21 protein-coding genes are annotated in these 23,410 nt (G+C 55.9%); 9 read left to right on the top strand and 12 right to left on the bottom strand.

Features of this window, described 5'->3' with window-relative positions; all coding sequences use genetic code 11:
* Window positions 1-167 precede the first annotated feature (167 nt).
* Window positions 168-2,504, top strand: a complete 2,337-nt coding sequence (gene fecA / locus QYQ93_RS06185; RefSeq protein WP_338476536.1) for a TonB-dependent Fe(3+) dicitrate receptor FecA — start codon at window positions 168-170, stop codon at window positions 2,502-2,504.
* Window positions 2,505-2,639: 135 nt separating this feature from the next.
* Here the strand turns inward: fecA and QYQ93_RS06180 are convergent, their stop codons facing one another.
* Complete coding sequence (locus QYQ93_RS06180) at window positions 2,640-3,512, bottom strand: LysR family transcriptional regulator (protein WP_043048642.1); 873 nt, start codon at window positions 3,510-3,512, stop codon at window positions 2,640-2,642.
* A 105-nt stretch (window positions 3,513-3,617) separates the two neighbouring features.
* On the opposite strand from QYQ93_RS06180, the gene QYQ93_RS06175 reads away from it, so the two are divergent.
* Window positions 3,618-5,129 (top strand): MFS transporter, encoded by a 1,512-nt coding sequence (locus tag QYQ93_RS06175; protein ID WP_338476535.1) that lies wholly within the window; start codon window positions 3,618-3,620, stop codon window positions 5,127-5,129.
* 220 nt (window positions 5,130-5,349) lie between these two features.
* On the opposite strand, the gene QYQ93_RS28520 is transcribed toward QYQ93_RS06175, so the two are convergent.
* The 3 genes from QYQ93_RS28520 to QYQ93_RS06165 all read right to left on the bottom strand — a co-directional run bounded on the left by QYQ93_RS28520 (window position 5,350) and on the right by QYQ93_RS06165 (window position 8,592).
* On the bottom strand, window positions 5,350-6,093 hold the full coding sequence (locus QYQ93_RS28520) for a DUF2797 domain-containing protein (RefSeq protein WP_419178673.1): 744 nt from the start codon (window positions 6,091-6,093) through the stop codon (window positions 5,350-5,352).
* Window positions 6,094-6,212: 119 nt separating this feature from the next.
* Window positions 6,213-7,334 carry a DegT/DnrJ/EryC1/StrS family aminotransferase gene (locus tag QYQ93_RS06170; RefSeq protein WP_043048638.1) on the bottom strand — a complete coding sequence of 374 codons (1,122 nt, stop codon included), beginning with the start codon at window positions 7,332-7,334 and terminating at the stop codon, window positions 6,213-6,215.
* Window positions 7,300-8,592, bottom strand: coding sequence for a hypothetical protein (locus QYQ93_RS06165; protein ID WP_338476534.1), 1,293 nt, complete (start codon window positions 8,590-8,592; stop codon window positions 7,300-7,302). Before QYQ93_RS06165 ends, QYQ93_RS06170 begins: the two co-directional genes overlap by 35 nt.
* Window positions 8,593-9,460: 868 nt before the next feature.
* On the opposite strand from QYQ93_RS06165, the gene QYQ93_RS06160 reads away from it, so the two are divergent.
* From QYQ93_RS06160 to QYQ93_RS06150, 3 genes are read left to right on the top strand one after another with little or no spacing between them, the layout of a single operon-like run.
* A complete protein-coding gene (locus QYQ93_RS06160) occupies window positions 9,461-10,555 on the top strand; it encodes a hypothetical protein (RefSeq protein WP_043048636.1) in 1,095 nt (364 codons plus the stop codon).
* Between the two features lie 2 nt (window positions 10,556-10,557).
* Entirely contained in the window at window positions 10,558-11,235 is a 678-nt protein-coding gene (locus QYQ93_RS06155; RefSeq protein WP_043048635.1) for a dTMP kinase, read from the top strand.
* Window positions 11,236-11,240: 5 nt separating this feature from the next.
* Window positions 11,241-12,536, top strand: a complete 1,296-nt coding sequence (locus QYQ93_RS06150; protein ID WP_338476533.1) for a hypothetical protein — start codon at window positions 11,241-11,243, stop codon at window positions 12,534-12,536.
* 83 nt (window positions 12,537-12,619) lie between these two features.
* Here QYQ93_RS06150 and QYQ93_RS06145 read toward each other — a convergent pair whose 3' ends face one another.
* The 3 genes from QYQ93_RS06145 to QYQ93_RS06135 form a co-directional block, all read right to left on the bottom strand.
* Window positions 12,620-13,279, bottom strand: coding sequence for an HD domain-containing protein (locus QYQ93_RS06145; RefSeq protein WP_338476532.1), 660 nt, complete (start codon window positions 13,277-13,279; stop codon window positions 12,620-12,622).
* A 534-nt stretch (window positions 13,280-13,813) separates the two neighbouring features.
* Entirely contained in the window at window positions 13,814-14,224 is a 411-nt protein-coding gene (locus QYQ93_RS06140; RefSeq protein ID WP_032877636.1) for an HPF/RaiA family ribosome-associated protein, read from the bottom strand.
* 213 nt (window positions 14,225-14,437) lie between these two features.
* Window positions 14,438-15,385: a LysR substrate-binding domain-containing protein gene (locus QYQ93_RS06135; protein WP_043048632.1), complete on the bottom strand. Its 948-nt coding sequence runs from the start codon at window positions 15,383-15,385 to the stop codon at window positions 14,438-14,440.
* A gap of 137 nt (window positions 15,386-15,522) precedes the next feature.
* On the opposite strand from QYQ93_RS06135, the gene QYQ93_RS06130 reads away from it, so the two are divergent.
* Together QYQ93_RS06130 and QYQ93_RS06125 are read left to right on the top strand one after the other, a co-directional pair.
* A complete protein-coding gene (locus tag QYQ93_RS06130; protein ID WP_043048630.1) occupies window positions 15,523-16,899 on the top strand; it encodes an L-serine ammonia-lyase in 1,377 nt (458 codons plus the stop codon).
* A gap of 272 nt (window positions 16,900-17,171) precedes the next feature.
* Window positions 17,172-17,489: a DUF3509 domain-containing protein gene (locus QYQ93_RS06125; protein ID WP_043048629.1), complete on the top strand. Its 318-nt coding sequence runs from the start codon at window positions 17,172-17,174 to the stop codon at window positions 17,487-17,489.
* Here QYQ93_RS06125 and QYQ93_RS06120 read toward each other — a convergent pair.
* On the bottom strand, window positions 17,486-17,974 hold the full coding sequence (locus QYQ93_RS06120; protein ID WP_043048628.1) for a phosphate-starvation-inducible protein PsiE: 489 nt from the start codon (window positions 17,972-17,974) through the stop codon (window positions 17,486-17,488). The genes QYQ93_RS06125 and QYQ93_RS06120 overlap by 4 nt on opposite strands.
* Before the next feature lie 172 nt (window positions 17,975-18,146).
* Complete coding sequence (locus tag QYQ93_RS06115) at window positions 18,147-18,392, bottom strand: DUF6124 family protein (protein ID WP_338476531.1); 246 nt, start codon at window positions 18,390-18,392, stop codon at window positions 18,147-18,149.
* A gap of 422 nt (window positions 18,393-18,814) precedes the next feature.
* Between QYQ93_RS06115 and QYQ93_RS06110 the strand changes: the two genes are divergently transcribed.
* Entirely contained in the window at window positions 18,815-19,075 is a 261-nt protein-coding gene (locus QYQ93_RS06110) for a YebG family protein (RefSeq protein ID WP_003188807.1), read from the top strand.
* A 55-nt stretch (window positions 19,076-19,130) separates the two neighbouring features.
* On the opposite strand, the gene QYQ93_RS06105 is transcribed toward QYQ93_RS06110, so the two are convergent.
* Window positions 19,131-20,150 (bottom strand): Glu/Leu/Phe/Val dehydrogenase family protein, encoded by a 1,020-nt coding sequence (locus tag QYQ93_RS06105; protein ID WP_043048625.1) that lies wholly within the window; start codon window positions 20,148-20,150, stop codon window positions 19,131-19,133.
* Window positions 20,151-20,337: 187 nt separating this feature from the next.
* Between QYQ93_RS06105 and QYQ93_RS06100 the strand changes: the two genes are divergently transcribed.
* Window positions 20,338-21,141, top strand: coding sequence for a SirB1 family protein (locus QYQ93_RS06100; protein WP_338476530.1), 804 nt, complete (start codon window positions 20,338-20,340; stop codon window positions 21,139-21,141).
* A 102-nt stretch (window positions 21,142-21,243) separates the two neighbouring features.
* On the opposite strand, the gene QYQ93_RS06095 is transcribed toward QYQ93_RS06100, so the two are convergent.
* Both QYQ93_RS06095 and maiA read right to left on the bottom strand, forming a co-directional pair.
* Complete coding sequence (locus tag QYQ93_RS06095; protein ID WP_338476529.1) at window positions 21,244-22,608, bottom strand: aromatic acid/H+ symport family MFS transporter; 1,365 nt, start codon at window positions 22,606-22,608, stop codon at window positions 21,244-21,246.
* Window positions 22,609-22,762: 154 nt separating this feature from the next.
* Window positions 22,763-23,398 (bottom strand): maleylacetoacetate isomerase, encoded by a 636-nt coding sequence (gene maiA / locus QYQ93_RS06090; RefSeq protein ID WP_043048620.1) that lies wholly within the window; start codon window positions 23,396-23,398, stop codon window positions 22,763-22,765.
* Window positions 23,399-23,410: the final 12 nt, after the last annotated feature.

The raw sequence follows: 23,410 nt of genomic DNA, 5'->3' as shown, positions 1-23,410 counted from the left end.
ACGCCAGCACACCGCGGTAAACCAGGCAACCGGCGTTACCGTTGACGATTTTCGCGAGCAAGCTCGCTCCTACAGTAAATATTTTTTTATAAATGTGAGCCGTTTTCCGCACCTGGCGTGACAGAGAAGGAAAGCCACCTTGATCCTTCCTTCTCAGGACCGCCTTCATGCCCCAGCAACCGACGCTTATTGCCCGCACCTTGCGCCAACTCCTATTGGGCGCCAGCCTCAGCCTGACCGTGCTGCCTCCTGCGATGGCAACCGACGCCAAGGCCTACCACATCGCGCCGACCACCCTGGAAGCGGCCCTGAATCAATTTGGTCGCGAAGCCGGTGTGCTGGTGTCCTTCGGTTCCGAAGTGACGGCCGGCATGCAAAGCCGTGGCCTGTCGGGCAATTACAGCGCGGCCGACGGCCTGCAGAAACTACTGGAAGGCACCGGCCTGCAAGCCCGGGCCGAAGGTGACAATGCCTACAGCCTGCAACCGACCGGCGTCACCGCCCCCCTTCAATTGCAAACCTCCAACGTGGTCGGCGACTGGCTCGGTGACGCGGCGCAAACCAACGTGTTCGAACACCCCGGCGCCCGTGACGTTATCCGCCGTGAAGAGTTTGAACGCCAAGGCGCAACCCAGGCCCGCGATGTGCTCAACCGCATTCCCGGCGTCAATGCTCCGGAAAACAACGGCACCGGCAGCCACGACATGGCGTTGAACTTCGGCATTCGCGGGCTCAACCCGCGCCTGGCGTCGCGCTCAACGGTGCTGATGGATGGCATCCCGGTGCCGTTCGCGCCCTATGGTCAGCCCCAGTTGTCCTTTGCGCCGATCAGCATGGGCAACATGGACGCGGTAGACGTGGTTCGTGGCGGCGGCGCGGTGCGCTATGGCCCGCAGAACGTCGGCGGCATCGTCAACTTCGTGACCCGCGCTATCCCGGATGCGCCCACGGTCAAGGGCGGCTTGCAGACCGAGACCAGCCCGTCTTCCAGCCACGATGGCTTTAAGACCACCGGCAACCTGCTCGCCGGCGGCACTGCCGACAATGGCCTGGGCGGCGCGCTGCTGTACTCCGGCACCCGCGGCGGCGACTGGCGCGAAAACAGCAACACGCGCATCGACGACCTGATCCTCAAGGGCAAATACCAACTGGACGACGCCAACAGCTTCAACGCCATGGCGCAGTACTACGAAGGCCAGGCCGATATGCCCGGCGGTTTGAACGTCAAGGACTACAAGGCCGATCCGTACCAGTCCACCCGCCCCTACGACAAGTTCTGGGGCCGCCGTACCCTGTTCAACGTCGGCTACCGCTACGAGCAGGACCGTCGCGAATTCACGGTCAACAGCTTCTTCACCAAGACCCTGCGCAGCGGCTACCTGGACCAGGGCAGCTTCCTGTCGCTGTCGCCACGCGAATATTGGGTACGCGGCCTCGAGACCCGCTTCGCCCAGGGCTTCGACCTCGGCCTCACAAGCCATGAGGTGGGCGTCGGCTACCGCTACGTCAATGAAGCCGGCCACGAACTGCGCTACCGCACACCAATCGCCGCCAATCAGCAAATCCCCAGCACTGACAGCCGCAACGACCGCGACACGCGCGGTGGCACCGAAGCCAATGCGTTCTTCATCGACGACCGCATCGATATCGGCAAATGGACCATCACCCCGGGCATTCGCTACGAGATGATCGAGTCCCAGCAGACCAACAACCTGAGCAACGTCAAGTACAAGGGCGACTACAACACCGCACTGCCGGCGCTGAATGTGCTTTACCACCTCACCGACGACTGGAACCTCTACGCCAACACCGAAGGCTCGTTCGGCAGCGTGCAGTACAGCCAGATGCCCAACCGCGTGAACAGCGGCGAAGTCAAACCGGAAAAAGCCCGCACCTGGGAGCTCGGCACGCGCTATGACAACGGCACGCTGCGTGCGGAAATCGGCGCCTTCCTGATCAACTTCGACAACCAGTACGACAGCAACCAGACCAACGACACGGTGATCGCCCGTGGGGAGACGCGCCACCAAGGCATCGAGTCGAGCATCAACTACGCCCTCGACGGCCTGAGCCCGGCGCTGGCAGGTTTCGATGTGTATGCCACTTATGCCTATGTTGACGCGACCATCCGCGAAGACGGCCCGAACAAAGGCAACCGCGTGCCCTTCTCGTCCAAGCACAAAGGCACTCTCGGCGTAGGTTACACCGACGGCCCGTGGAAGCTGAATGTGGACAGCAGCTACCAGAGCAGCCAGTTCGCCGACAATGCCAACACCCAGGCCGAAAGCGCCGACGGTGCCAATGGGCGCATCCCCGGCTATATGCTGTTCAGCAGCCGAGCGGCCTATGACTTCGGCCCGCAACTGTCGGATTTGAATGTGGCGGTGGGGGTGAAGAACATCTTCAACAAGCAGTACTACACCCGCTCGTTTGACGATAACAACAAGGGCAAGTACGTGGGTGAGCCGCGTACGGTGTATGTGCAAACCTCTATCGCGTTCTGATCCAAATCTGCAGAACAACACAGAACCTACTGTGGGAGGGGGCTTGCTCCCGATAGCGGTGTGTCAGTCGGTACATTTGCCACTGATACACCGCCATCGGGAGCAAGCCCCCTCCCACATTGGACCTAACCGACTTCAGCTACCCGCCAGGCAACTGGGCGTACCCGCCACCAACGCATCGATGGCACACCGCGTCTTGGCCGGCATATGCACCGCCGTCGGCCAGACCACATGGATCGGCGCGGGTTGCTCGCGGTAGCTAGGCAATACTGCCTGCAATTGCCCACGCAACGCATAGTGGGCGATCAACCAACTCGGTAACCAGGCCAGTCCCACGCCCGCGATGACCGCATCGGCTACCGCTTGGAGATCATCCAGCACCAAAGGCGAGGCCAGGCGCGAGCGATGCGTTGTGTTGCTGCGATACGCAATGCCGCGATGAACGGCCAGGTCTTCGATACTTTCAATGCTCCCCCTGCGCTGCAGATACGCCGGTGACGCCGCCAGCCCCATGACCTGCTGCCCCAGGCGACGTGCACTCAGGCGGTCGGTATCCGGCAACGTGCCGATCCGCACGGCTATATCGAAGCCCTCCTGGGCCAGATCAATCATACGGTCGGAGAAGCAAATCTCGATTTCCAGTTCAGGGTAACGCTCCATCAAGCCCCACAACGCCGGAGCCGCATAGTGGTGCCCGAAAGCCAACGGCACGCTTGCCCGCAACCGCCCGCGTGGTTGTTGCCGACCACTTTCGAGCACCGATTCGGCGGCTTCCAGTTCGGCCAAGGCGCGCAGGCAATGCTCGTAGTACGCCTGCCCGTCCTCGGTCAATCGCTGGCGGCGCGTGGAACGCTGCAAGAGGCACGTGCCAAGCCGCGTCTCCAGGCGCGCCAAGCCTTTACCGACGGCCGAGCGCGTAAGGTTCAGGCGCTCGGCGGCTTCGGTGAGGTTGCCGCTCTCGACGATTTGCAGAAACAGCTCAACGCCATCAAAACGTGGGGTAGCCATGGACCGATTGTCGCCCTTAATTCCCTGATTGCTGGAAAACTTATCACGAATAACGAATCAGATTCCCGCGAGAATAAACTTTCTCTTATTTGAAAGGAACCTGTCATGCCGCCCGCCGCTGCTGTATCGGCCCTCCAATCGCCGAGCACCGCCAGAAATGGCCTGGCCCTCACCGCCGTCTGCCTGGTGGCCCTGATGTTCGGCCTGGAAATCTCCAGCGTGCCGGTCATCCTGCCAACCCTTGAACAGCAACTGGGTACCGGTTTCCAGGACGCCCAGTGGATCATGAATGCCTACACCCTGGCCTGTACCAGTGTACTGATGGCGGCGGGCACCTTGGCCGACCGCTTCGGTCGGCGACGCATGTTGGTGCTGTGCCTGTGGCTGTTCGGATTGGCGTCGCTGGCCTGTGGGTTGGCCGATAGCGCCTCGACGCTGATCGTGGCGCGGTTCATCCAAGGCATTGGTGCCGGCGCAATGATGATTTGCCAGTTCGCCATCCTGTCCCATCAGTTCCGCGATCCGGCGGCGCGAGCGCGGGCATTCGCGATATGGGGAGTGATTGCCGGCGTGGGCCTGGGTTTCGGGCCGATGGTCGGGGCATTGATCCTGGCAGTGGCGGACTGGCGCTGGGTGTTCCTGGTGCACGTACCGCTGACCCTGTTCACCCTGGTGCTGCTGCATGCCAGCGTGCAGGAATCCCGTGACCCGGCCAGTCATCGCCTGGACATCGCCGGTATGCTGACCTTGACGTTGACGGTGTTCGCGCTGGTGTACTTCATCACCCAGGGCAGCGAGTATGGTTTTGGCACCCCGGCGATGCTCGGCTGGGCCGGCCTGTCCTTGATAGGCATGTTGCTGTTCATTTTGATCGAACGGCGCAGCCCACACCCGATGTTCGATTTCTCGGTGTTCCGTATCCAGCGCTTCAACGGTGCGTTGATGGGCTCGATCGGCATGAACTTCAGCTTCTGGCCGTTCATGATCTACCTGCCGCTGTACTTCCAGGCGGGGCTGGGCTACGACACGCTGACCACTGGCGCCGCCCTGCTTGCCTACACCTTGCCTACCCTGCTGGTGCCGCCGCTGGCCGAACGCCTGGCCCTGCGTTTCGGCGCCGAACGCATCATTCCCCTGGGCCTGGCTACGATGGGCGCGGGGTTCCTGGCCATGGCCGCCGTCAATGCCGCCGCACAGCCAAGCACCGCATTGGTGTTGCTCAGTTGCGTGATCGCCGGCATTGGCCTGGCGTTGACCAATTCGCCCACCACCAACACCACCACCGGCGCCGTCTCGGCTGACCGTGCGGGCATGGCGTCGGGCATCGACTTCAGCGCACGACTGATCACCCTGGCACTCAACATTGCGTTGATGGGCCTGGTGCTGTTGCTGGGGATCAGCCACCACCTGGCCAACGTGCTGCCTGACAACACGGCATTGGAGTGGGCAACGCTCAGCCAGCATATAGCGGCAGGCAAGTTAAACGCGCCGGGGCTGACCGCCATTGATGCGCAGACGGCACTGCGCACCGGCGCCGGTTGGGCCATGCTCTTTGCGGGCTTGGGGGCTTGCGGATTAGCCGCGCTGAGCCGGTATTTCTTCAGGCTCCGTGGCTGAACGAAGACGGGCCTGCATGTGTTATTCCCCCACCTCGGAATACATAGTTAAGGCCTTTCCATGGTCTAGCTAAATCAATACCCCTCACTTGAGGCACCCTATGGCGATTGTATGCAGCTGATAGCTGTCGGTACGTTAGCGGACGTCCATATGATCTTCGAGGCTTTGGACTGCTGCAACCGGGAGCAGGCTTGGCGCCGGGCGAGTTGGATGGTCTTTATTAAAATAACGTCAGATTTTGCCGGGGTCGTATAACCGAGTCGAAATGGACCACGTGTGACTTGAACCTGCTCATATCACAAAGATAATAAAGCCCATCGGTCTCGAATATACAAATGCTCCCGACACTGAAGCAGATCCTCCCGGATACCTCGAGCGGTGACTCCCTCGACACATCGATCAAGGTAGAAAACGGTATCCGCTCAGGCTTGTAATAGGTAGTCAGATCCACCGTAAGACCAGCCCGATCGCCCAGGCCAGGGGACTCGGAAATCAGCTTCAAGACTCTTTCAAAACTCGGCTCAGGATCGTATGCAACGCCATACCTGACGAGTGACCTCACCTTTAGAGCGACCGAAACCTGTTCCACAATCGAGGCGCTTGAGGACACAAAAGCCTCCAGCTCCCTAGCCGAAACAGCGTCGGCGCAGTTGAAGATTTCTCGAGCGTATATCGCTCCCTGATCCAACCATCGATCATTAAGCCGTCCCGAATTAGAGATACCGACCTTGATCAAATCAGGCCCAAAGGACGCCAGGTACACGGAATGCGGCGATGCATTGTAATGCCGCTGTTGCTGCGAAATTTGTGTAGCAGGGACATTGTAAAAAAACGGGCTGTATCCGGTCTTTTTTACGCAGGCCTCACAGGAATTGCCATTGGCAGTCAACTGGTTTGAGGTAGGGCATGGATGCGGCGTAAAGCTAGAAAGATCATACCAACCGCTGCAGAACCTTGCACTCATCCGGCGCAAAGTGATGGGGCAGTTCAGAAATGCCACCGTACGCCTCCCGTGGGCGCCAACGTTGTCCAAGATAAACTGCCCACCCTCGGTGGTATAACTCAATCCAGAAAAAATATATCTCATAGAAACTGGCTTACCGCTTTATTAAATAATTCACTCACCGCAGAAATCTGCGATTCTGTTAATTCTGGCAAGCACGGAATCGACGTAATGTTATACGCCATGAACTCTGCATTTTTGCAGAGTCGAAAATAAGGGCTCAGCAGCGGGTACCTATAGCTTGGTTTAATATTATATTTGATCGCATTGCTGGGCACGCCACGCTCATGGCAATAACTAATCAAGCTGGCCGCGCACGCTCTCTCAGCCTTGATAAAAAAGCCCAGATTGTAAAAATTCGGATGCGAGGTAGCCTCAAACTCTATCGGTGCGACGATGGCCGGGAGCGACAGTTGAGCAAGCAAAGCGCTTGCAACTGTTTTGCGAGCGGCTATCTGACTCTCAAGCCGCGTCAATCGGTCCTGCCCAAGCAAGGCCTGTGGCGCTCCCAGCTTGAAATTGAAGCCCATCACGTCGCCCCGACAGTAGCCAAGATGACTATAGGTTTTCATCCTTTCATGCAGCTCAGCGCTGTTTGTTAATACAAACCCACCCTCCCCTGTGGAGAGCAATTTATTATCGTGGGTACTGAAACAGCCGATGCTCCCTACCGTTCCAGAAAACTTGCCCAACTCAATGGAACCGTGCGCGTGCGCAGAATCCTCAATCAACGGTATTACATTATCAGCCAATACATCGATCAATTCGTGCGTTAAGACTGGGTATCCCCACAGCGCTACAGCCAGTAAAGCCTTTGGCTTGAGCTCGATCGCTTTCTTTAGATCCTCTGCGTCGAACCTGAAGCTACCCACCTCAACATCAACAAACAAAGGCTCCGCCCCCAGTTGCAAAATGGGGAGAAGTGAAGGGATCGGGGCCAATGCGCTGACGACGACCTTATCGCCCCTTTGTACGCCACAAGCGTAAAGCGCCAAAAGAATCGCGGCAGACCCTGATGCTACGGGCAGTGCATACTCGGTACCAAACCAAACTTTCAGTTTTTCTTCATAGCTTGAAACTGACGGAGAAGTCCCTGATAACCGCTTGTCGTGAAAAGCACATTCTAAAGTGGATAAATAACTGGCCGACGCCTGATCAAAAAACTTTTCAGGCAATTGCTCTACCAATGTCAGGTCGCTCATAGATTATCGTCCGATTGAAAATCTCTAAAAAATGCCTATGATGATGATTTTTCTGCCGCCGATACTGCAAATTGTCCTTGCTCAGCAAGTGATTGATATCTGAAGTTTCTACGCCATCGTTAAGCTTTTCAAAAATACTCGACGAGGGTTTGTCAGTCACTATGTGCAAGCAGGAAAACGGCACCGGCGTGGAAACTCTCCTGTTAACCAATGCGATGCTTGCGGCGATAAACGAAATTTCATTATCGATCGTTTCTGCGCCATTGACATTGAAGTGATTTAATAAAAAATTCGTTTCCTCGACCAACGTTGGCAATGAAACATGTACCGTTTGGACCACTCCCATTTCCGAGAGTACGGCCTCATCAAAAAACGCCGGCGGCGCCTGAATATGCGTAACCTTATTAGCTTCCCACAGAAGAAACTTACACGGCGAAACCATATCGAACAGATCAAGCTTTTGTGAGATCGCGCCCAACTTGGCGATGTAAACAATACCCTTGGTAGAGCCAAGCTCTGCGCATACCTTTGCTACATTACCGGCGGCGCTGCCCCAGAACGAATGCTTGATCGCTATGATCCTGATTCTGAAAATGGCATCCGGAAGGGCGAGATCGATCACGCTGAACGATGTTGAATCATGCACGTTTTCGACAAACAATCCATCACTTATGACTTGAGCAAATGCTTTGTCACCCTCACCAATGACATAAACATCATCTGGTCCTTTGGTGTGCTCAAGATAGGCAGTCAGCCCTAATCGATCCGAGTAATGTTCTGCAATTTCAGGATAATAAAAAGCCTTCATTGCCTCAGCTGCATGGGCAGCTTTAGTATAGCTGGCTGAACGTTGTCCTCTCGGGCACAAAAAAAGCACTGCGCTTTGAACGATGGAGGCATATTGGAGAAGGTATTCCTTAGTGGGGGAAACACTAATAGTTAATAGAGTTTCTCCTTCCTCATTTTCTACCAACAGCCAAGAAGGTCTCTTATTATTAGCTATTTTCTTGTAGCTGAATGGCATGGGCTGAAGTACATTGAGCATTTTCAGCTTTCTGACAACAAGAAAATCTTCAAGATCTTCAAAGAAAAAAGAATGGCATTCGATTCGAAAATCATTGCACACGGCAATCGATAGTAACGCAAACTGTTCACTGGTTATTTTCGACCGAATGTATCTTAAAAAATTTCGACTTCCCATGGAGTGGTCAGCAGGGAAGACAGGGTTGATGCTTATTTGCCTGGGGTTGAGAAACACGAGCAAATCCTTTTTCATTCCATGAAAAAATGCGCATCAGTCCTTTAGTGGCACATCCATGTGCTCTATTCAGTCCATTATTGACGTGCTATTTAGGCTTTTGCAGCTACGCCACCGCCACCACCACCACCGCTAGCGGTGAACGTGGTCTTAGCACTTACAGCACTTTGCTCTTGCGTGTTCAGAACGCGGATACTAGTCATAAAAAATCCTTCTTAGATTTGTAGATCCGAAGTGCGGTATTGCTCTTCGCAGGACAAAAATTAGCAGCGCATTATTTTTTGTCAATATTTTTTCTCGAAAAAAATTTTCTTTCGGACACTAACATCCCCGCTATCTACGTCACATCCGCTGCGCCCCCAACATATACGGGCTAAGTGTGATCCATGACCCACTAGTCAACTGTCAATCCGCCTTGGTGATTTAAATACTTCAGTCGAAACAGCAGCAACCACCCCTAAAGATCCCTAAAGGCTATTCGTGCTCAACTAACTACCTGCTCCGGCGCGTGGCTTCTTGCCATCATTTTTCGGTATCACAGGCATTCTTTTTTTGCGAGTATTTTCGACACTATTCAAAAATTCAAAACCTTCCTGCCGGAGTTGACAGCTTTTGTTCGGCGTGTGTACTGTGAAAAGGAAGTTGCTTGAAACGGAAATCAGCACGGAACAAGGATGCTCCAGATGCCGCAAAAAATTTTCGTACCCACAATCCCGCCGTCAGCGGTTAATAAGTTACGACGCCTCCCTTTCGTAAATCACTTCTCTCCAACTGTTGCGCGCACTGAACCATGCTCAGTGCTAACCCGTATATCTCTGCAGTGTTATAGCTGGCGGCCTGAATCACAATTCCTGTGAGAGACTTATCGATGACCCACGCCCACATACAAGATACCAAAGTGCTGTCTTCTGCCGATATATCCGCACTTAAAGCCTTCCTGGATAAAAATTATTTCAACAATCAACAACCTCTGTTTACTTTTTTGTCAGGCTCAATCGCGGAAGGTCTATCAACACCTAAATCCGATTACGACATTTATGCTGTTTACGATGAATGCGAAGAAGCTGAAATCCTGCTGACCGACTTTGAACGCCCGATTGAAGTCACCTCCATAAAACTGTCAAAGCTGGTCGGTATATTTGAGTTTGTTCACGCCGGTAAGGATTTGGCGAACATTTCGCCCTATGAGCTGTTGCTCTGTCATCGCGTACATTCAGGTATCGGCTTGACCGGTCAGGCAGCCTTCCAGACACTGAAAAACCTTCTGGATGCGCAAACGTTCGCGCAGCGACTGTCTGAGCTGTGTTTCCTGTATGCGGAGCGCTCGCTAAAGGTCTGCGCCGGGAACCTCCTGGTTAATGATCATGCCTCAGCGCTGCTCAACGCTCACCATGCCGTCAGGCAAACATTCAACCGCTTACTGGCAGTCTTCGGTGCGACATCGCTGCTGGAAAAGTGGCAACTGGCTTACGCTGAAAAATATTTGGGGCTGCAGCACCCAGCCTATAAAGAATTTATCCAGCTGATGTCAGTGGTGCCCTATGAAAATGAGATCACAGGCAATATTTATATAGAGCGGGCATTCCGCTTTCAGCAAGTAGTGGGCGACTACGTTCGCTTTGAGGCCGATGAGTTGGGCGATTTTGACTGGAATGCCAGGTTCCTGCACAAGTCGAATGACACCGAAAATATGATATTGCGCAAGTCTGCGTTAAGTCGCGTTATTGAGATACAGGGCAAATTCTACCTGGTGGTTTCCTCCACTCCCTTACTTGAGCTACCTGCGACGGCTGCCAATCTGTGGGCATTGATTGACAATACGTCATCTATCACCACGCTACAAAAAAAGGCTGAAGACGTATTGAAATTAGCTCCCCAGACCTTCTCCGAATACCTCAAAGCTTTCAGCTCAGTCGATGTGCTGGCTGTTGATAAATTCAATTTCGAACACTATAAGGTCTGACCATGACTGATAAGCAGTTTTTCGTTGCGTTTGAGGGCTTGGATGGTGCCGGCAAGTCGACTGTGTTTGAGGCGCTTGGTCCCTTGTTAAAAAATCGAATCAAGAACAAACTTGTCCTTGTTGATAAAAAATACCCGCCTGCTTTTTCTTCCTACACCGACAATCATATCGCTACTATCCGCAGCATCCTTTGGGAGTACCCGAAGGGTGCGCCGATGGACGAGCTTGGCGATATGCACTGGCTGTATTTGCTGGCAGCCTGGTTTCATGTCATAGACAACACGCAAATCAAGCCCGCTCTGGTTGAGGGCCACAGTGTCATAATGGAAAGCTGGTGTTATAAATACTTGGTGCGCTATCGATTAAAAGCTGACTATATGTATGAAGCCATGCTGACCGCCTTCTACAGCCTCACACGCCCCAGCCCGGTTATATATATAGATGTAGACCCTAAAATTGCCGCAGAGAGAAAGACCTCCTACGGCTTTTCCGAGAGCGGAGGAATGGATGGCTTGAAAGGCTCAAGCAAAAGCGATTTCATTGCCTATCAAAATACACTCAGAGAGATTTATCTGGATCTCGCCGCGCAAAACGGTTGGATGATAATCAAAGCAGACCATAAATCCATTGATTTCATAGCGCACGAGGTCATGGAGTCTTTGTCGGACTTTGGGATATAACATCTATGTATACCCATGCATCCAACTATATCAAGTTTTATATATCCAATATTTTAAAATTCTCCGCCAACCGTTTTTTTCCGTACCTGGGCATTTCGTTGGTAGGCATATTGGTTGCCAATAAAAATTTCGAAGAATTTTCTTTTTTTAGCTACATCTCTTCAGCTTTTATATTCCCCGCAACCATAGCCACCTTTACTTTTTACGCAATCGGAAATTTAACCCCCTCGCCTAAAGACCCTAAAAACAGGGACATCTTTAACTCCATCTTTTTTTTGGCGTTGGTTTTCGCCAGTTTGGTTGCATCGGCCTGCAGTGTTATTCTGCTCTTCTCCTTCACCGAAATTTCCGCCTACCCTACTGATTACAAGGCTAAAGAGCTGGCTGTCTGGTACATTATCTATATCTTCATTTACGTCCTTACCAGCTTTTTCAACTGCTATTACGAGGCCTGGTTCAAAGATCGCAGCAGTAATATCGGAAGAATGATCGGGTTTGTACCACTCATCACCCTTGCCATTATCGGATTTTTCATACACAACCCATTAAACTACTCTTACTCCGTGGTTGTACTAATGACCACCTGTGGTTTCTTTGAATTAATCTACTACCTCTACATCAGCAGAAAAAATCGATTATTCTCCTTACACGTCAATCTCGAAACGATGCGCACGCTCATTGCAATAGGGGCCCCCCAAGGCTTTGGCTTGGCGCTACAACGGCTGGCATTTTTCATGGTAAATAAGCGTTTATTGCTTATCGATAAAGATTTTGTTTCAGTGTTTTCTGTCGCTATCAGTATAGTTTCTCTACTGGCTATTCCCGTTTCAGCATTTACGCAAATCCATAGTATCCATGTCACTCGAAATAGAACTGAGCCTCTTCATGCATACCCTATTCTGTTGTTGTTGGCCAGTGCACTTCCCTCGGCAATACTCATTACATGCTTCGACAACCTGATTCTGCCCTTATACGGTTTGAGAGCGGACTTATTGGGCCAGGATCCATGGATCAGTTTGGGGATTTTGGCAATGTTGCTGTCAACCGCCTCATTGATGTTGGTCACGGCTCACCTTAGAGCCTACGGACAGAGCGTCGCACCACAAATCATAATTAATCTGTCCGTATATGGTGTCTATGTCTCGACCGTTTTCTCCGGCTTTCTGGATAACAGGCCCTTGTCGTATTTACTTTTTACCTACGCAATCACGTTTTTGGTTTGCCTCTTGCTGCTTACAGCACGCGAGCGGCTCAACTTGCTGAAGTTTGGTGTTCCCAAAGGTGCCTTGCACGCGCAGTAAACGATTGATGGTGCATACATCTGTTGCCCTGTATTGCCGGTACAGGATGTCGCAGGCTCGGAGTGTCTCGCTTAGACTGGGCATCAGTACTCCAACGCGCTGACCTCCGCCATGAATGCGCTTAGAAAGTGATCAAGACGTTGATGTCTTTTGGCCGCCATGCGCTCACCTTCATTTGTTCTAAACCCGGAGGCCAGTTTGAGCAGCTTGGTTTGGAAGTGTTCGATAGCGAACTGCTTGTCTTGGTATTCCCTTCCAGATGCCGTTGGGTTGGTCACATCATATAAAGCCGCCCCCATGCGACCCGCTGTATAGAAACACCTGGCGACCCCCACCATGCCAATTGCATCAAGCCTGTCACTGTCCTGGAGTATTTTGGCTTCGAGTGTGAGCGGTTCCAACCCTGCGCTAAAGCTGTGGCTTTCTATCGCGTGCGCCACTGCCATGACCTTCGACTCTGACCACCCCAAGCCGGATAAAATAGTCGACGCTTTTTCCGATGAGAGTGTTGAAGCCTTCGCTCGCAGTGACGAGTTCTTCTCGACAGCAACGCAGTCATGCAGAATGGTCGCCGCCAAAAGAATCTCGAGATCCCCTCCTTCCACGGTCTGAATAACGCTGGCGTTAACCCAAACACGATGGATATGCGAAAGATCGTGCGAGCCATCTCCACTGTCCTCAGGAAGATACTTCAGCAGATCGGTGGCCAGGCTTTGATACGGAAAAAACAGGTTATCCGTCATTTTTTTTCCTCTCTCGGCGAGTGGGGTGAGAACGTAATGTCCGCGCTGATGCAATTTTGACCCCGGTTGCTGATTTTATCTGCCCCAAGGCTAGCAGCTTAAATACTGCACCGAGCCGCTGCCTACTGAGTATTCGAATGGGACAATGATTCTCGGCAGTGTGGGTCAGAATCGCATCAGCGCCCACATCAGTCTCCCGAATGAAGGCATAGGTCGGCCCCGGAATCTTGTTTACTCGGACTTTATTACCCGGCCCCCACGTCACCGAGGCGTGCGCTGGGTAAGTCGATGCATACGGATGGTCTGGCATGCAATGACAGGCCATTGGCGATGCGAATGTGTGGTCAAGTTCATGCGATTGCGCAGAGAGCGGCAGAACGAATAATTCGTTGAACAGCGATGTACTTATGCATACTTTTGAAAGCGGCTTGTAAGACGCTGACAGCGGTGCTTACAAGCCGCCTGGCATTAACTATGGTCCTCTAGGGTAAAGTCGCTACACAGGCCCGTCTTCAGTGGGGTTTTAAAAAACGGTCAGCCGTTGATTGCAGCGTTTTCGTTTTCCAGGAATTCCTCTTCAAGCGCATCTTCATTCACTTTGTTGATTGGCTGGGTTTTCGCGGCAGCGCGGGGCTTGCCTTGCAGTTTGCCAAACAGGTGTTCCAACGCATGGTCCAACTTGGTGGCGGCGCCATCGATCGCTTGTTCCAGCGTATCGGCTTTATGGCACACGGAAACCGGTTGATGGCCCTTTGGCCGTGCTTCCAGGCGGCAACTTAAATCGTGGGGACCGGGCTTGTCGCCGTTCTCATCCCGCAGGTAGACCTCAACGCGGGTCAGGTCCTCTTCGTAACGTTCGAGCGTGCTCTCAATGGTAGTACGTACCCACTCCTCCAGTCGGATGCTGCTTTCAATATGGTTATCGCTATTGACTTGGATTTGCATAGTTCTTCCCTTATTTCAGCTAGCTCGCCAGAGGTCACAAACTGCAACACCAGGGTGGTGAAACCATGACCTCCTGATTACACAATTGAGCACCTGCTGAAACAATTCAACCCCTTTGCAAAGATAAATCCTACATTACAAATTAACCCTGACGACGGGCAAAAACGCTGGTAGGGTGGGGAGTTAGTTACATCTTCTTACGACCTGCCAACCTCATAATTGCGCCTCTGCCAAGGGGTGCAAAACGCGAAAAACCCCTGCTTCCTCCACCAGCCAATCATGCACCGCACGCACGCCCGGATGGTTCAACGCACCCGGCGCATACAGCAGCACGTAGCGTTTATGGTTGGGCACGGCCAGGCCGAATGGCACGATCAGGGTGCCGCGCTCCAGTTCATCATTGAGCAAGGTGCGTCGCGCAATCGCCACGCCCATGCCGGCAATGGCGGCTTCGATGGTCAGGTGATTGCGATTGAAGGTATGCCCGCGCCGCACATCCGCGCCATGGTAGCCGATGGCATTCAGGTAGAACTCCCACTCGGCATATTCATAACTCCCACGCCAGGCGGTGATGTCGTGCAGCAGCGGGAAATGTGCAAGGTCAGCCGGGCCGTGCAATGGTGGCCGACCACGCAACAAGCTGGGAGCGCATACCGGGAATATCTGCTCGTCCAGCAGGGCTGTGGATAACAGGCCGGGGTAGCTGCCATCGTTCAGGTCGATAGCAAGGTCGAAATCACCTTCATGCAAGGCGATGCTGCTGTCTTCGGCGACCAGCCGCAACTGAATATCCGGAAAACGTTGCTGCAAACGCGGCAGGCGCGGGGTCAGCCACTTACCGAGAAACGATGGGATCGAACGCAAGCGTAAGGTGCCGCTGATCATTCCCGCGTCCAGGCGCCGCAATTCCGCATCAATGCTGCCATAGGCCTCCCCCACCACGGCCGCCAGGCGCTGCCCCTCGGCGCTGAGCTCCACCCCGCGCGCACGCCGATGAAACAACCGAAACCCCAGGCGCTCCTCCAACTGGCGAATCTGCTGGCTCACCGCACCGGGTGTGATGTGCAGTTCTTCGGCGCAGCGGGTGAACGACAGGTGCCGTGCAGCGCAGGAGAAAACATGCAACCAGACATAGGTCTGGCCATTGAGGGGGCGAGTCATAGAGTTTAGTCCTGCTAAAGGGTGTCTTAGAACAATTCGTTGGTCAGTATCAATCCATAGGCTCAGTATCGCCCTAATTGCGCTCGTCCTACAAAACATGGCAGCGATTTCTACTCCATTGCTTGTAAGGGTTTAGCATGGCTATCAGTGTTTTCGATCTATTCAAAGTGGGCATTGGCCCCTCCAGCTCCCACACCGTCGGCCCGATGCGCGCTGCGGCAACCTTCGCCCAGGCGCTGGTCGACCAGCATTTGCTCAGCCAGACCCGCCGCGTCGAGATACGCCTGTACGGCTCGCTGTCCGCCACGGGCATCGGCCACGCCACCGACCGCGCCTGTGTCATGGGCCTGATGGGGGAATGGCCGGATAAGGTCGACCCCACCTCGATCAATGCACGCATCCAGCAACTGCGCGAGTCCGGCCAATTGCTGCTCGCGGGTTCCCAGGAAATTGCCTTCAACTGGCAAAACGACCTCCTGCTATTGGACGAAAGCCTGCCTTACCACCCCAACGCCATGTCTTTGCACGCCTATGGCGACAACGGCCTGTTGAGCGAACAAACCTATTACTCCGTGGGCGGTGGTTTCATCATCGACGCTGCCGAAGCCGCCTCGGGCATTGCCCCGACCAGCGATGTGAAATTGCCCTACGATTTTTCCAGCGCGGTGGAACTGCTGGCCCTGTGCAACAAGCACGGCCTGCGGGTTTCCGAACTGATGATGGCCAACGAACGTGCGTGGCGCAGCGACGAACAAATCCGCAGTGGCCTGCTGCACATCTGGTCGGTGATGCGCGAATGCGTGGAACAGGGCCTGCGCGACGAAGGCATCCTGCCCGGTGGCCTGGATGTGCCACGAAGGGCGGCGAAATTGCACCGCAGCCTGTTGGAAATCGGCAAGCCCAACGTCATCACCTCGACTTTGTCTGCGATGGAATGGGTCAACCTGTTCGCCCTCGCCGTCAACGAAGAAAACGCCGCCGGTGGGCGCATGGTCACCGCGCCGACCAACGGCGCTGCTGGGATCATCCCGGCGGTGCTGCATTACTACATGAAGTTCAACCCTGACGCGTCCGATGACGACGTAGTGAATTTCTTCCTGGCCGCCGCCGCCGTCGGCATCCTGTGCAAGAAAAACGCCTCGATCTCCGGCGCCGAAGTCGGTTGCCAGGGTGAAGTCGGTTCGGCCTGCGCCATGGCCGCCGCCGGGCTGGCCGATATCCTCGGCGCCACTCCGGAGCAACTGGAAAACGCCGCCGAAATCGGCCTGGAACATAACCTCGGCCTGACCTGCGACCCGGTTGGCGGCCTGGTGCAAGTGCCGTGCATCGAGCGCAACGCCATCGCCGCGGTCAAGGCGATCAACGCCACGCAAATGGCCCTGCGCGGTGACGGCAAGCACTTCATTTCCCTCGACCGGGTGATCCGCACCATGCGCGATACCGGCGCCGACATGCATGACAAATACAAAGAAACGTCACGGGGCGGCCTGGCGGTCAGCTGGGTGGAGTGCTGAATGGAGCACTGCTACCCGAGCATCCTGATTGCGCTGTCTGCGATCGTTTTCTCAGCGTTGCCCTGAAACAGGTCACCGGCCCCAATAGCCGCACAGAACCAATGTGGGAGGGGGCAAGCCCCCTCCCACATTAAAACTTCAGCGCCTGTACGGCACGAAGCTTGCTGTAGAACTTACGAGGAAAACGGACTTTGGCCGATAGTCAGGCGATGCGAACTAATCCAGACACCGGCCGTCAATGACTGCATGTTCTTATCAGGCGGTAACGCACCATGGACAATCCTTTTCAGATCATCACCGATACCTTCAGCCCCCAATACCGCGTCAACCTGAGCATCCAGCGGCTGGACGGCAGCATCATGCTCACCCTCTCGGATGACACCGGCGTGGTGGCCAAGCGCATGATCAGCGCCGAACAACGCAACGACCCACAACGCCTCAAGCGCCTGGTGCAGAGCATCCAGTTCGGCATCGCCATCGAACAGGGCCATAGCGCCGTGGAAATCCTCGAACTGATGACGGACGGCGACAGCCACAAACTCCTGCAGCAACCGCCCGCCCGTACCCTGCCGTTCAGCGTCGGGCTTTAAAGCTCACCCTTCTCGGTTTCCAGGCTCGCCTCGCCCTTGCGACGCGGGCCGTCAACCTTCACCGAAGGGAAAGCGGACGACGCATAGCGCACCACCAGGATGGCAAACGCCAGCAGCAGGATGCCACCGCACAGGTAGATGATGCCGATGTCCGGCGGATTGTGGTGTGACACGTTGGAGATCAGCAGGCGCGTCAGCGCGGTGATCGCCACGTAGATCAGGAAGCGCACCGGCATGTGGTTGGTCTTGAAGTAAATCCCCACCATCGCGCCCAATTCCAGGTAGATGAACAACAGCAGGATGTCATCGATCTTGATGTGCCCGTTCTCCAGCATCCCCAGAAATTCCATCACCGCTGCCCAGGCGGTCACCGCTCCGATGGCAAATAGCGCCAGGTAGTGGAACGACTCTACAAACAGATTGCCCAGGGACTCGGCCAGCCCATGGACTTGCTGGCGCAGCCTTTCGGCCCAGTTGATTTTCACGATGGTGTTTCCTTAGGTCGGCTCGACCGGATAATGCGGGTTGGACGTGACGGTTGTTCTTTATGCAGAAACAAGGCCATAGGCAGGATAGTGAGATGGTGGCCGAGTGACACGAGGCACTTAATTGTGCTCGGATCGTTCCCACGAGTGTGAGAACGATCGGGCCTTAGCATCAAGTTGGTGCGACTTGCTCCAGCGCGCGCTCGACCAGCAGACCGCCTATTTCAATCAACTGATGAATTGCCAGGACCAGGCTTCGCTGCGGACCTTCAAGGTCGAATGCCAGCTTATTGGCCATCTCACAGGCACTGCTCAGGGTTTCGCTGGCGTTTGCGAGTAAGGTCTCTGTGTCTGCCTCAGGTGTGACACTGAATAGCACCGACTCAGTAGGCGGGGGGTTGGGTGTATGTTTTTTCATGGCCTAGTTCCTTAGTTAAGAAACCATCACCGGCTGCCGCCAAGCAGATTGGGTGACGGATTGCACAAGGTTGGCGGACCGGCAAGGAACACCCCGGCACCCCGAAGGGTCCATGCGCAACCCGCCATGGCAGAAGAATGCTAATGCAAAAATCCAACATTCTTACAGGGGGGGTCGTTGCGCTTCCTTGTTGGGCCGCCAAGCCCACTCGCCGCAAATGCAGCGCCCGAGGAAGGTAAGCCACCGGACAATTCCAGCGCAACCCCGGCAAGTTGTCAGAAATTTCCGGTGTAGCAAACCCCCATTTCCCAACTACATTAAAAACCTACTATCCAAACCCCAACGTTTGGCTTATCCTTTTCGCTGTATATAAATACAGTAGTCGCAAAAGACAACTATCGTGAAGGCATGTGAGGTGGTGAATGGCCGTCGAAGTGGTATACCGCAGCAGCCGAGATCTGGAGCGTTTGTTCATGGATAAAGCCGAAGCTGACCGTCATGACAAGATGCTTGAACTCGCTGAGTTGCTGGCAGAGGTGTTGCAAAAAGCCGTGCCGTCGTTGAGCGAGCAGCAGGTGGAGGAAGCCGGGATCTACATGGCGAAGAACCGCGATGTATTTGCCAAGGCGTTCAAGAGCCAACCGGACGCACTGTCCGAGTTGCTGAACCCGGCGGCAGAGTAAAGCCCGAATTGAACAGGCCCTGAATCATGGATTCAGGGCCTTTTTAATGCCTGGGCTATTTGTACAGCAGGCGCTCGGCCAACTCGTCGGCCACCCGTGCCGGGGAGCGTTTTTCGGCTTGGGCGTGGGCGAAGATTTCGGTCAGGCGCGTGCCGATGTTCGACAGGTGCGCGGTGATGCCGGGCAGGTCCGTGCCGGCGTGTTTGAGGGCGACGTAGATCAGGCCACCGGAGTTGATCACGTAGTCCGGGGCGTAGAGGATGCCACGGCCTTCCAACTGGTCGGCGATGTCCAGGTTGGTCAGTTGGGCGCTGGCCGAACCGGCCACCGCAGCGCAACGCAGCTGGCCAACGCTGCTGCGGTTGAAGACGGCACCCACGCCGCAGGGCGCGAGGATGTCGCAGGGGGTGCTGAGCAAGGCGTCGTTGGCGATCGGGTGGGCGCCCAGTTGCTCCATGGCCAGTTGCACCTTGCCGTGGTCAATGTCGCTGACCAGCAGTTCGGCTCCGGCGGCGTGCAATTGCTCGGCCAGGGCATAACCGACGTTGCCCAGGCCCTGCACCGCGACGCGCAGGCCCTCGAGGTTGTCGCTGCCCAGGCGCGCCATGGCGGTGGTACGGATACCGGCGAAGACGCCCATGGCAGCGTGTGGCGCAGGATCGCCGGCGGCCGTGGTGCTGGTGACGAAGCGGGTGTGCTGGGCAATGCAGTCCATATCGGCGACTGAGGTGCCGCTGTCGATGGCAGTGATGTAGCGGCCGTCGAGGTTTTCGATACAGCGGCCAAATGCTTCGAACAGCGCCGCACGACTTTCCACGTGCGCAGGACGCATGATTACCGCAGTAGCGCCGCCCACCGGCAGCCCAGCCAACGCAGCCTTATAGCTCATGCCTTGGGCCAGCCGCGCAGCATCGGCCACGGCACTTTCATCATCGGGGTAAGCGAGGTAGCGACAACCGCCCAAGGCAGGCCCGCGACGACTGTTGTGAATGGCAATGATCGCCTTCAGCCCCGTTACCGGATCGACGCTCAGGTGCAGCGATTCAAGGCGGGTGCTGTGCATGAGCGCAAACATCTTCGAGCTCCCGAATCACTTTTAGTGTTGGCCCAATTATAGGCTTACGTCAGAAAACTGCTGGATCGCACTGGAATAAGCGGCTCGGTTTCGTGGGCTCCAAGACATAAGAAAGTGGGATATTTCTCAAGATGCTGGACGAAAATTCCCAGCAAGGCTAAAACAGGGGCATCCGCCGGAGAACGCAATGAATCCCCGCACCGCCTTTTTTGCCTGCCTGGACCGTTCACCCCCTGCGCTGTTCGAAGCGGCGCTGTGGATTGCTGCCGAACACGACGCCAGCGTGCAGCCACTGTTGATCCTGCAGGATCTCACCGCGTTGCAACAACAGGTCAGCCTGGGCATGCCCATGTTGCCGGCGGACGAGCTGGGCCAACCCCTGCTGCGGCGCATGAATGACCTGGGGTTTGCCCAGGATGACCACACCCCGTTGCGTCCCGCCGCCGCATTGCTCGACAAAGTGCTGCAACGCAAACGCGGGCAGCCCTTGGCCATGGGCCTGATCGCATTGGAAATGGCGCGGCGCCTGGAGATCCCTATGGTCGGCGTGAACTTCCCCGGTCACTTCCTGCTGCGGGTGCCCGGTGCCGATCACCTGTTGGACCCGTGCGGCGGCCGCCGCCTGTACCCCAACGACTGTCGCGACCTTCTGCACCGTCAATACGGGCCGAAACTCAAGTTACAGGCCGACCACCTGCACACGGCCGAACCTCGGGCGATCCTGCAACGGCTGTCGCGCAACCTGCGCCAACTGCATCTTTCCAACGACGAACCACTTGCTGCCCTGGTGGACGCCGAGCGCGTGCTGGAACTGGGCAGTGCCAACGCCGCCGACTACCTGGCGCGGGCCAGCCTGTATCAGCGCCTGGACTGCCCGAGTGCCGAACGCTTTGACCTGGAACATGCCCTGCTGCTCTGCGATGACCCGATCCAGCGCCTGCGCCTGACCGAGCGGCTGGGGCACCTGCCGCCCAATTCAGTGGTGCACTGAGCCCCCCTGTAGGAGCGAGCTTGCTCGCGAAAAACGTCAACGATAACGCGGGCATCCTGGTTTAACGCGGTGTCCTTGCGGCCTTCGCGAGCAAGCTCGCTCCTACAGTGAAGGTTTGAGAATGTCGTTGTGCAGCGGCCCTTGAGGCGTAGTAGGCCCCGGCGCCCGAACTTGAATAATCAGCAACGCTGCAATTACCGCCGGAACCGCGCAGAAGAAGAAAATCTGCTGCACCGGTATGTGCATCGCCAACAACAGGCTGCCGAACAACGGCCCCAGAATTGAACCGAACCGCCCCACCCCCAATGCCCAGCCCGTGCCGGTGGCGCGCACCTGCGCCGGGTAGAAATTGCTGGCAAACGCGTTGAGGGTCAGTTGCCCACCGATGATGCAGAACCCGGCGGCAAACACGCAGGCCACCAGGTAGCGTGGGTTGTCGTGGTTCAAGCCCAGCAGGACGGTGCACAACGCCGCTGCCGCCAGTACGCCGGAGAGCAGTCGTACTTTGCTTTTCAGGCGGTCGGCAAACCAGGCCATGAGGATCGCGCCCAAGGTGCCGGCGAACAGGAACATGGAGGTGACCAAATTGGCTTCATTCAGTGCCAGGCCGCTTTCAAGCAGCAGCGAAGGCAACCAGCTGATCATGAAATACAGCAGAATCAGGCTGACGAAAAAGGTCGCCCAGATCAACAACGTCGGGCGGGCGTAGCCGTGGCGGAACAGCTCCAGCACCGTCAGTTTGCTGCCCTGCTCCTGGCGGTTTTCGGCTTCGCTCGCAGACGGCGGCTGCCAGTCGGGCAGCATGCGCGCCGTGACCTTGCGCAAACGCAGATACGGCGGTGCATCGCGCAGCAAACGCGGCAGCGATTCGGGCAACAGCCACACCAGGAATGGGAACAGCAGCAACGGCGTCACCCCGCCGGCCAGGAACACCGCCTGCCAACCAAAGCCGTCGATAAACCCGGCGGCGACAAACCCGCCCGCCGCACCGCCGAATGAGAAGCCACACGCTGCCAGGGTCACCATCAAGGTGCGCAGGCGTGGCGGCGAATATTCGGACATCAACGCCATGGCACTGGGCATCGCGCCGCCCATGCCGATACCGCAGATAAACCGTGCCGCCATCAGGGTGGTCAGGGAATTGGCAAACACCATCAGCACTGTGAGGCTGGCGTAGATCAGCACACAGGCCAGCAGGATACGCCGTACGCCAAACCGATCTGCCAGCGGCGTCACCAGCAGCGAACCCAGGGTCAGGCCCAGCAGGTTGGCGCTGAATACGGGGCCGAACGCGGATTTTTCAAGACCCCAATCCTGGGCCAGGGTCGGCACCACGTAGCCCAGTACCTGGGCGTCATAGCCATCGGTGACCAGCAGCAGCGCCAGCAGCAAGAGAATCAACCATTGATAGCGCGACACCGGGCGGGCGTCGAGTGCCGCGCGAAAGCTGGCAATCTGATTGTGCATCGCAAGGGACCTTTATTTTTTTTATGTTGGCACGATCAAATGTGGGAGGGGGCTTGCTCCCGATAGCGGTGTGTCAGTTGACAAACTTATTGCTGATACACAGCAATCGGGAGCAAGCCCCCTCCCACATTTGGATTTAGGCAGTTTCTGAAAACTAAGGGGTGTCAGGTTGGTTGGCAGGATGAGCCTGCACAAACGCTGGATGCTGCGCCGCCAACGCCGCTACTCGGCCGATACGCGGGTACGCGCCCAACGGCACCTTGAAGCGCTCGGCCGCATACAGCTGCGGTATCAGAAACGCATCCGCCATGCCCGGCTGCGCGCCGAAGCAAAACCCATCATCGCCAATCAACTGTTCCACCGCACCCAAGCCCTGGCTGACCCAATGGGCGATCCACTCGAGCAGTTGCGTTTCATCATGCCCCCACTTACGCAACAGGTTTTGAGTGCTGGAGTTATGCAACGGGTGGATATCGCAGGCGATGATCGACGCCACTGCGCGCTGGTGGGCACGGGACGCGGGATCTTTCGGAAGCAGCGGTACCTGTGGATAACATTCCTCCAGGTACTCAACGATCGCCTGTGACTGAATCAGCAGCGCGCCTTCATCAGTGCGCAACGCCGGCACGCGCCCTTGCGGGTTGATCGCCAGGTACTCAGGCTGGTGATTGGCGCCGCCTGCCGGCACCAGCAGGTTGACCGGCAACGCGGTGAAGTCCAGGCCCTTGAGCGCCAGGGCAATCCGTACCCGATACGAGGCGGTGGAACGGTAGTAGGTATAGAGTTCCATTGCCCTGCCCTC

It is taken from the genome of Pseudomonas khavaziana, assembly GCF_036704165.1.
Classification (GTDB): domain Bacteria; phylum Pseudomonadota; class Gammaproteobacteria; order Pseudomonadales; family Pseudomonadaceae; genus Aquipseudomonas; species Aquipseudomonas khavaziana.
The sequence above is the reverse complement of the archived record's forward strand: the minus strand, read 5'-3'. Positions and strand labels throughout refer to the sequence as shown.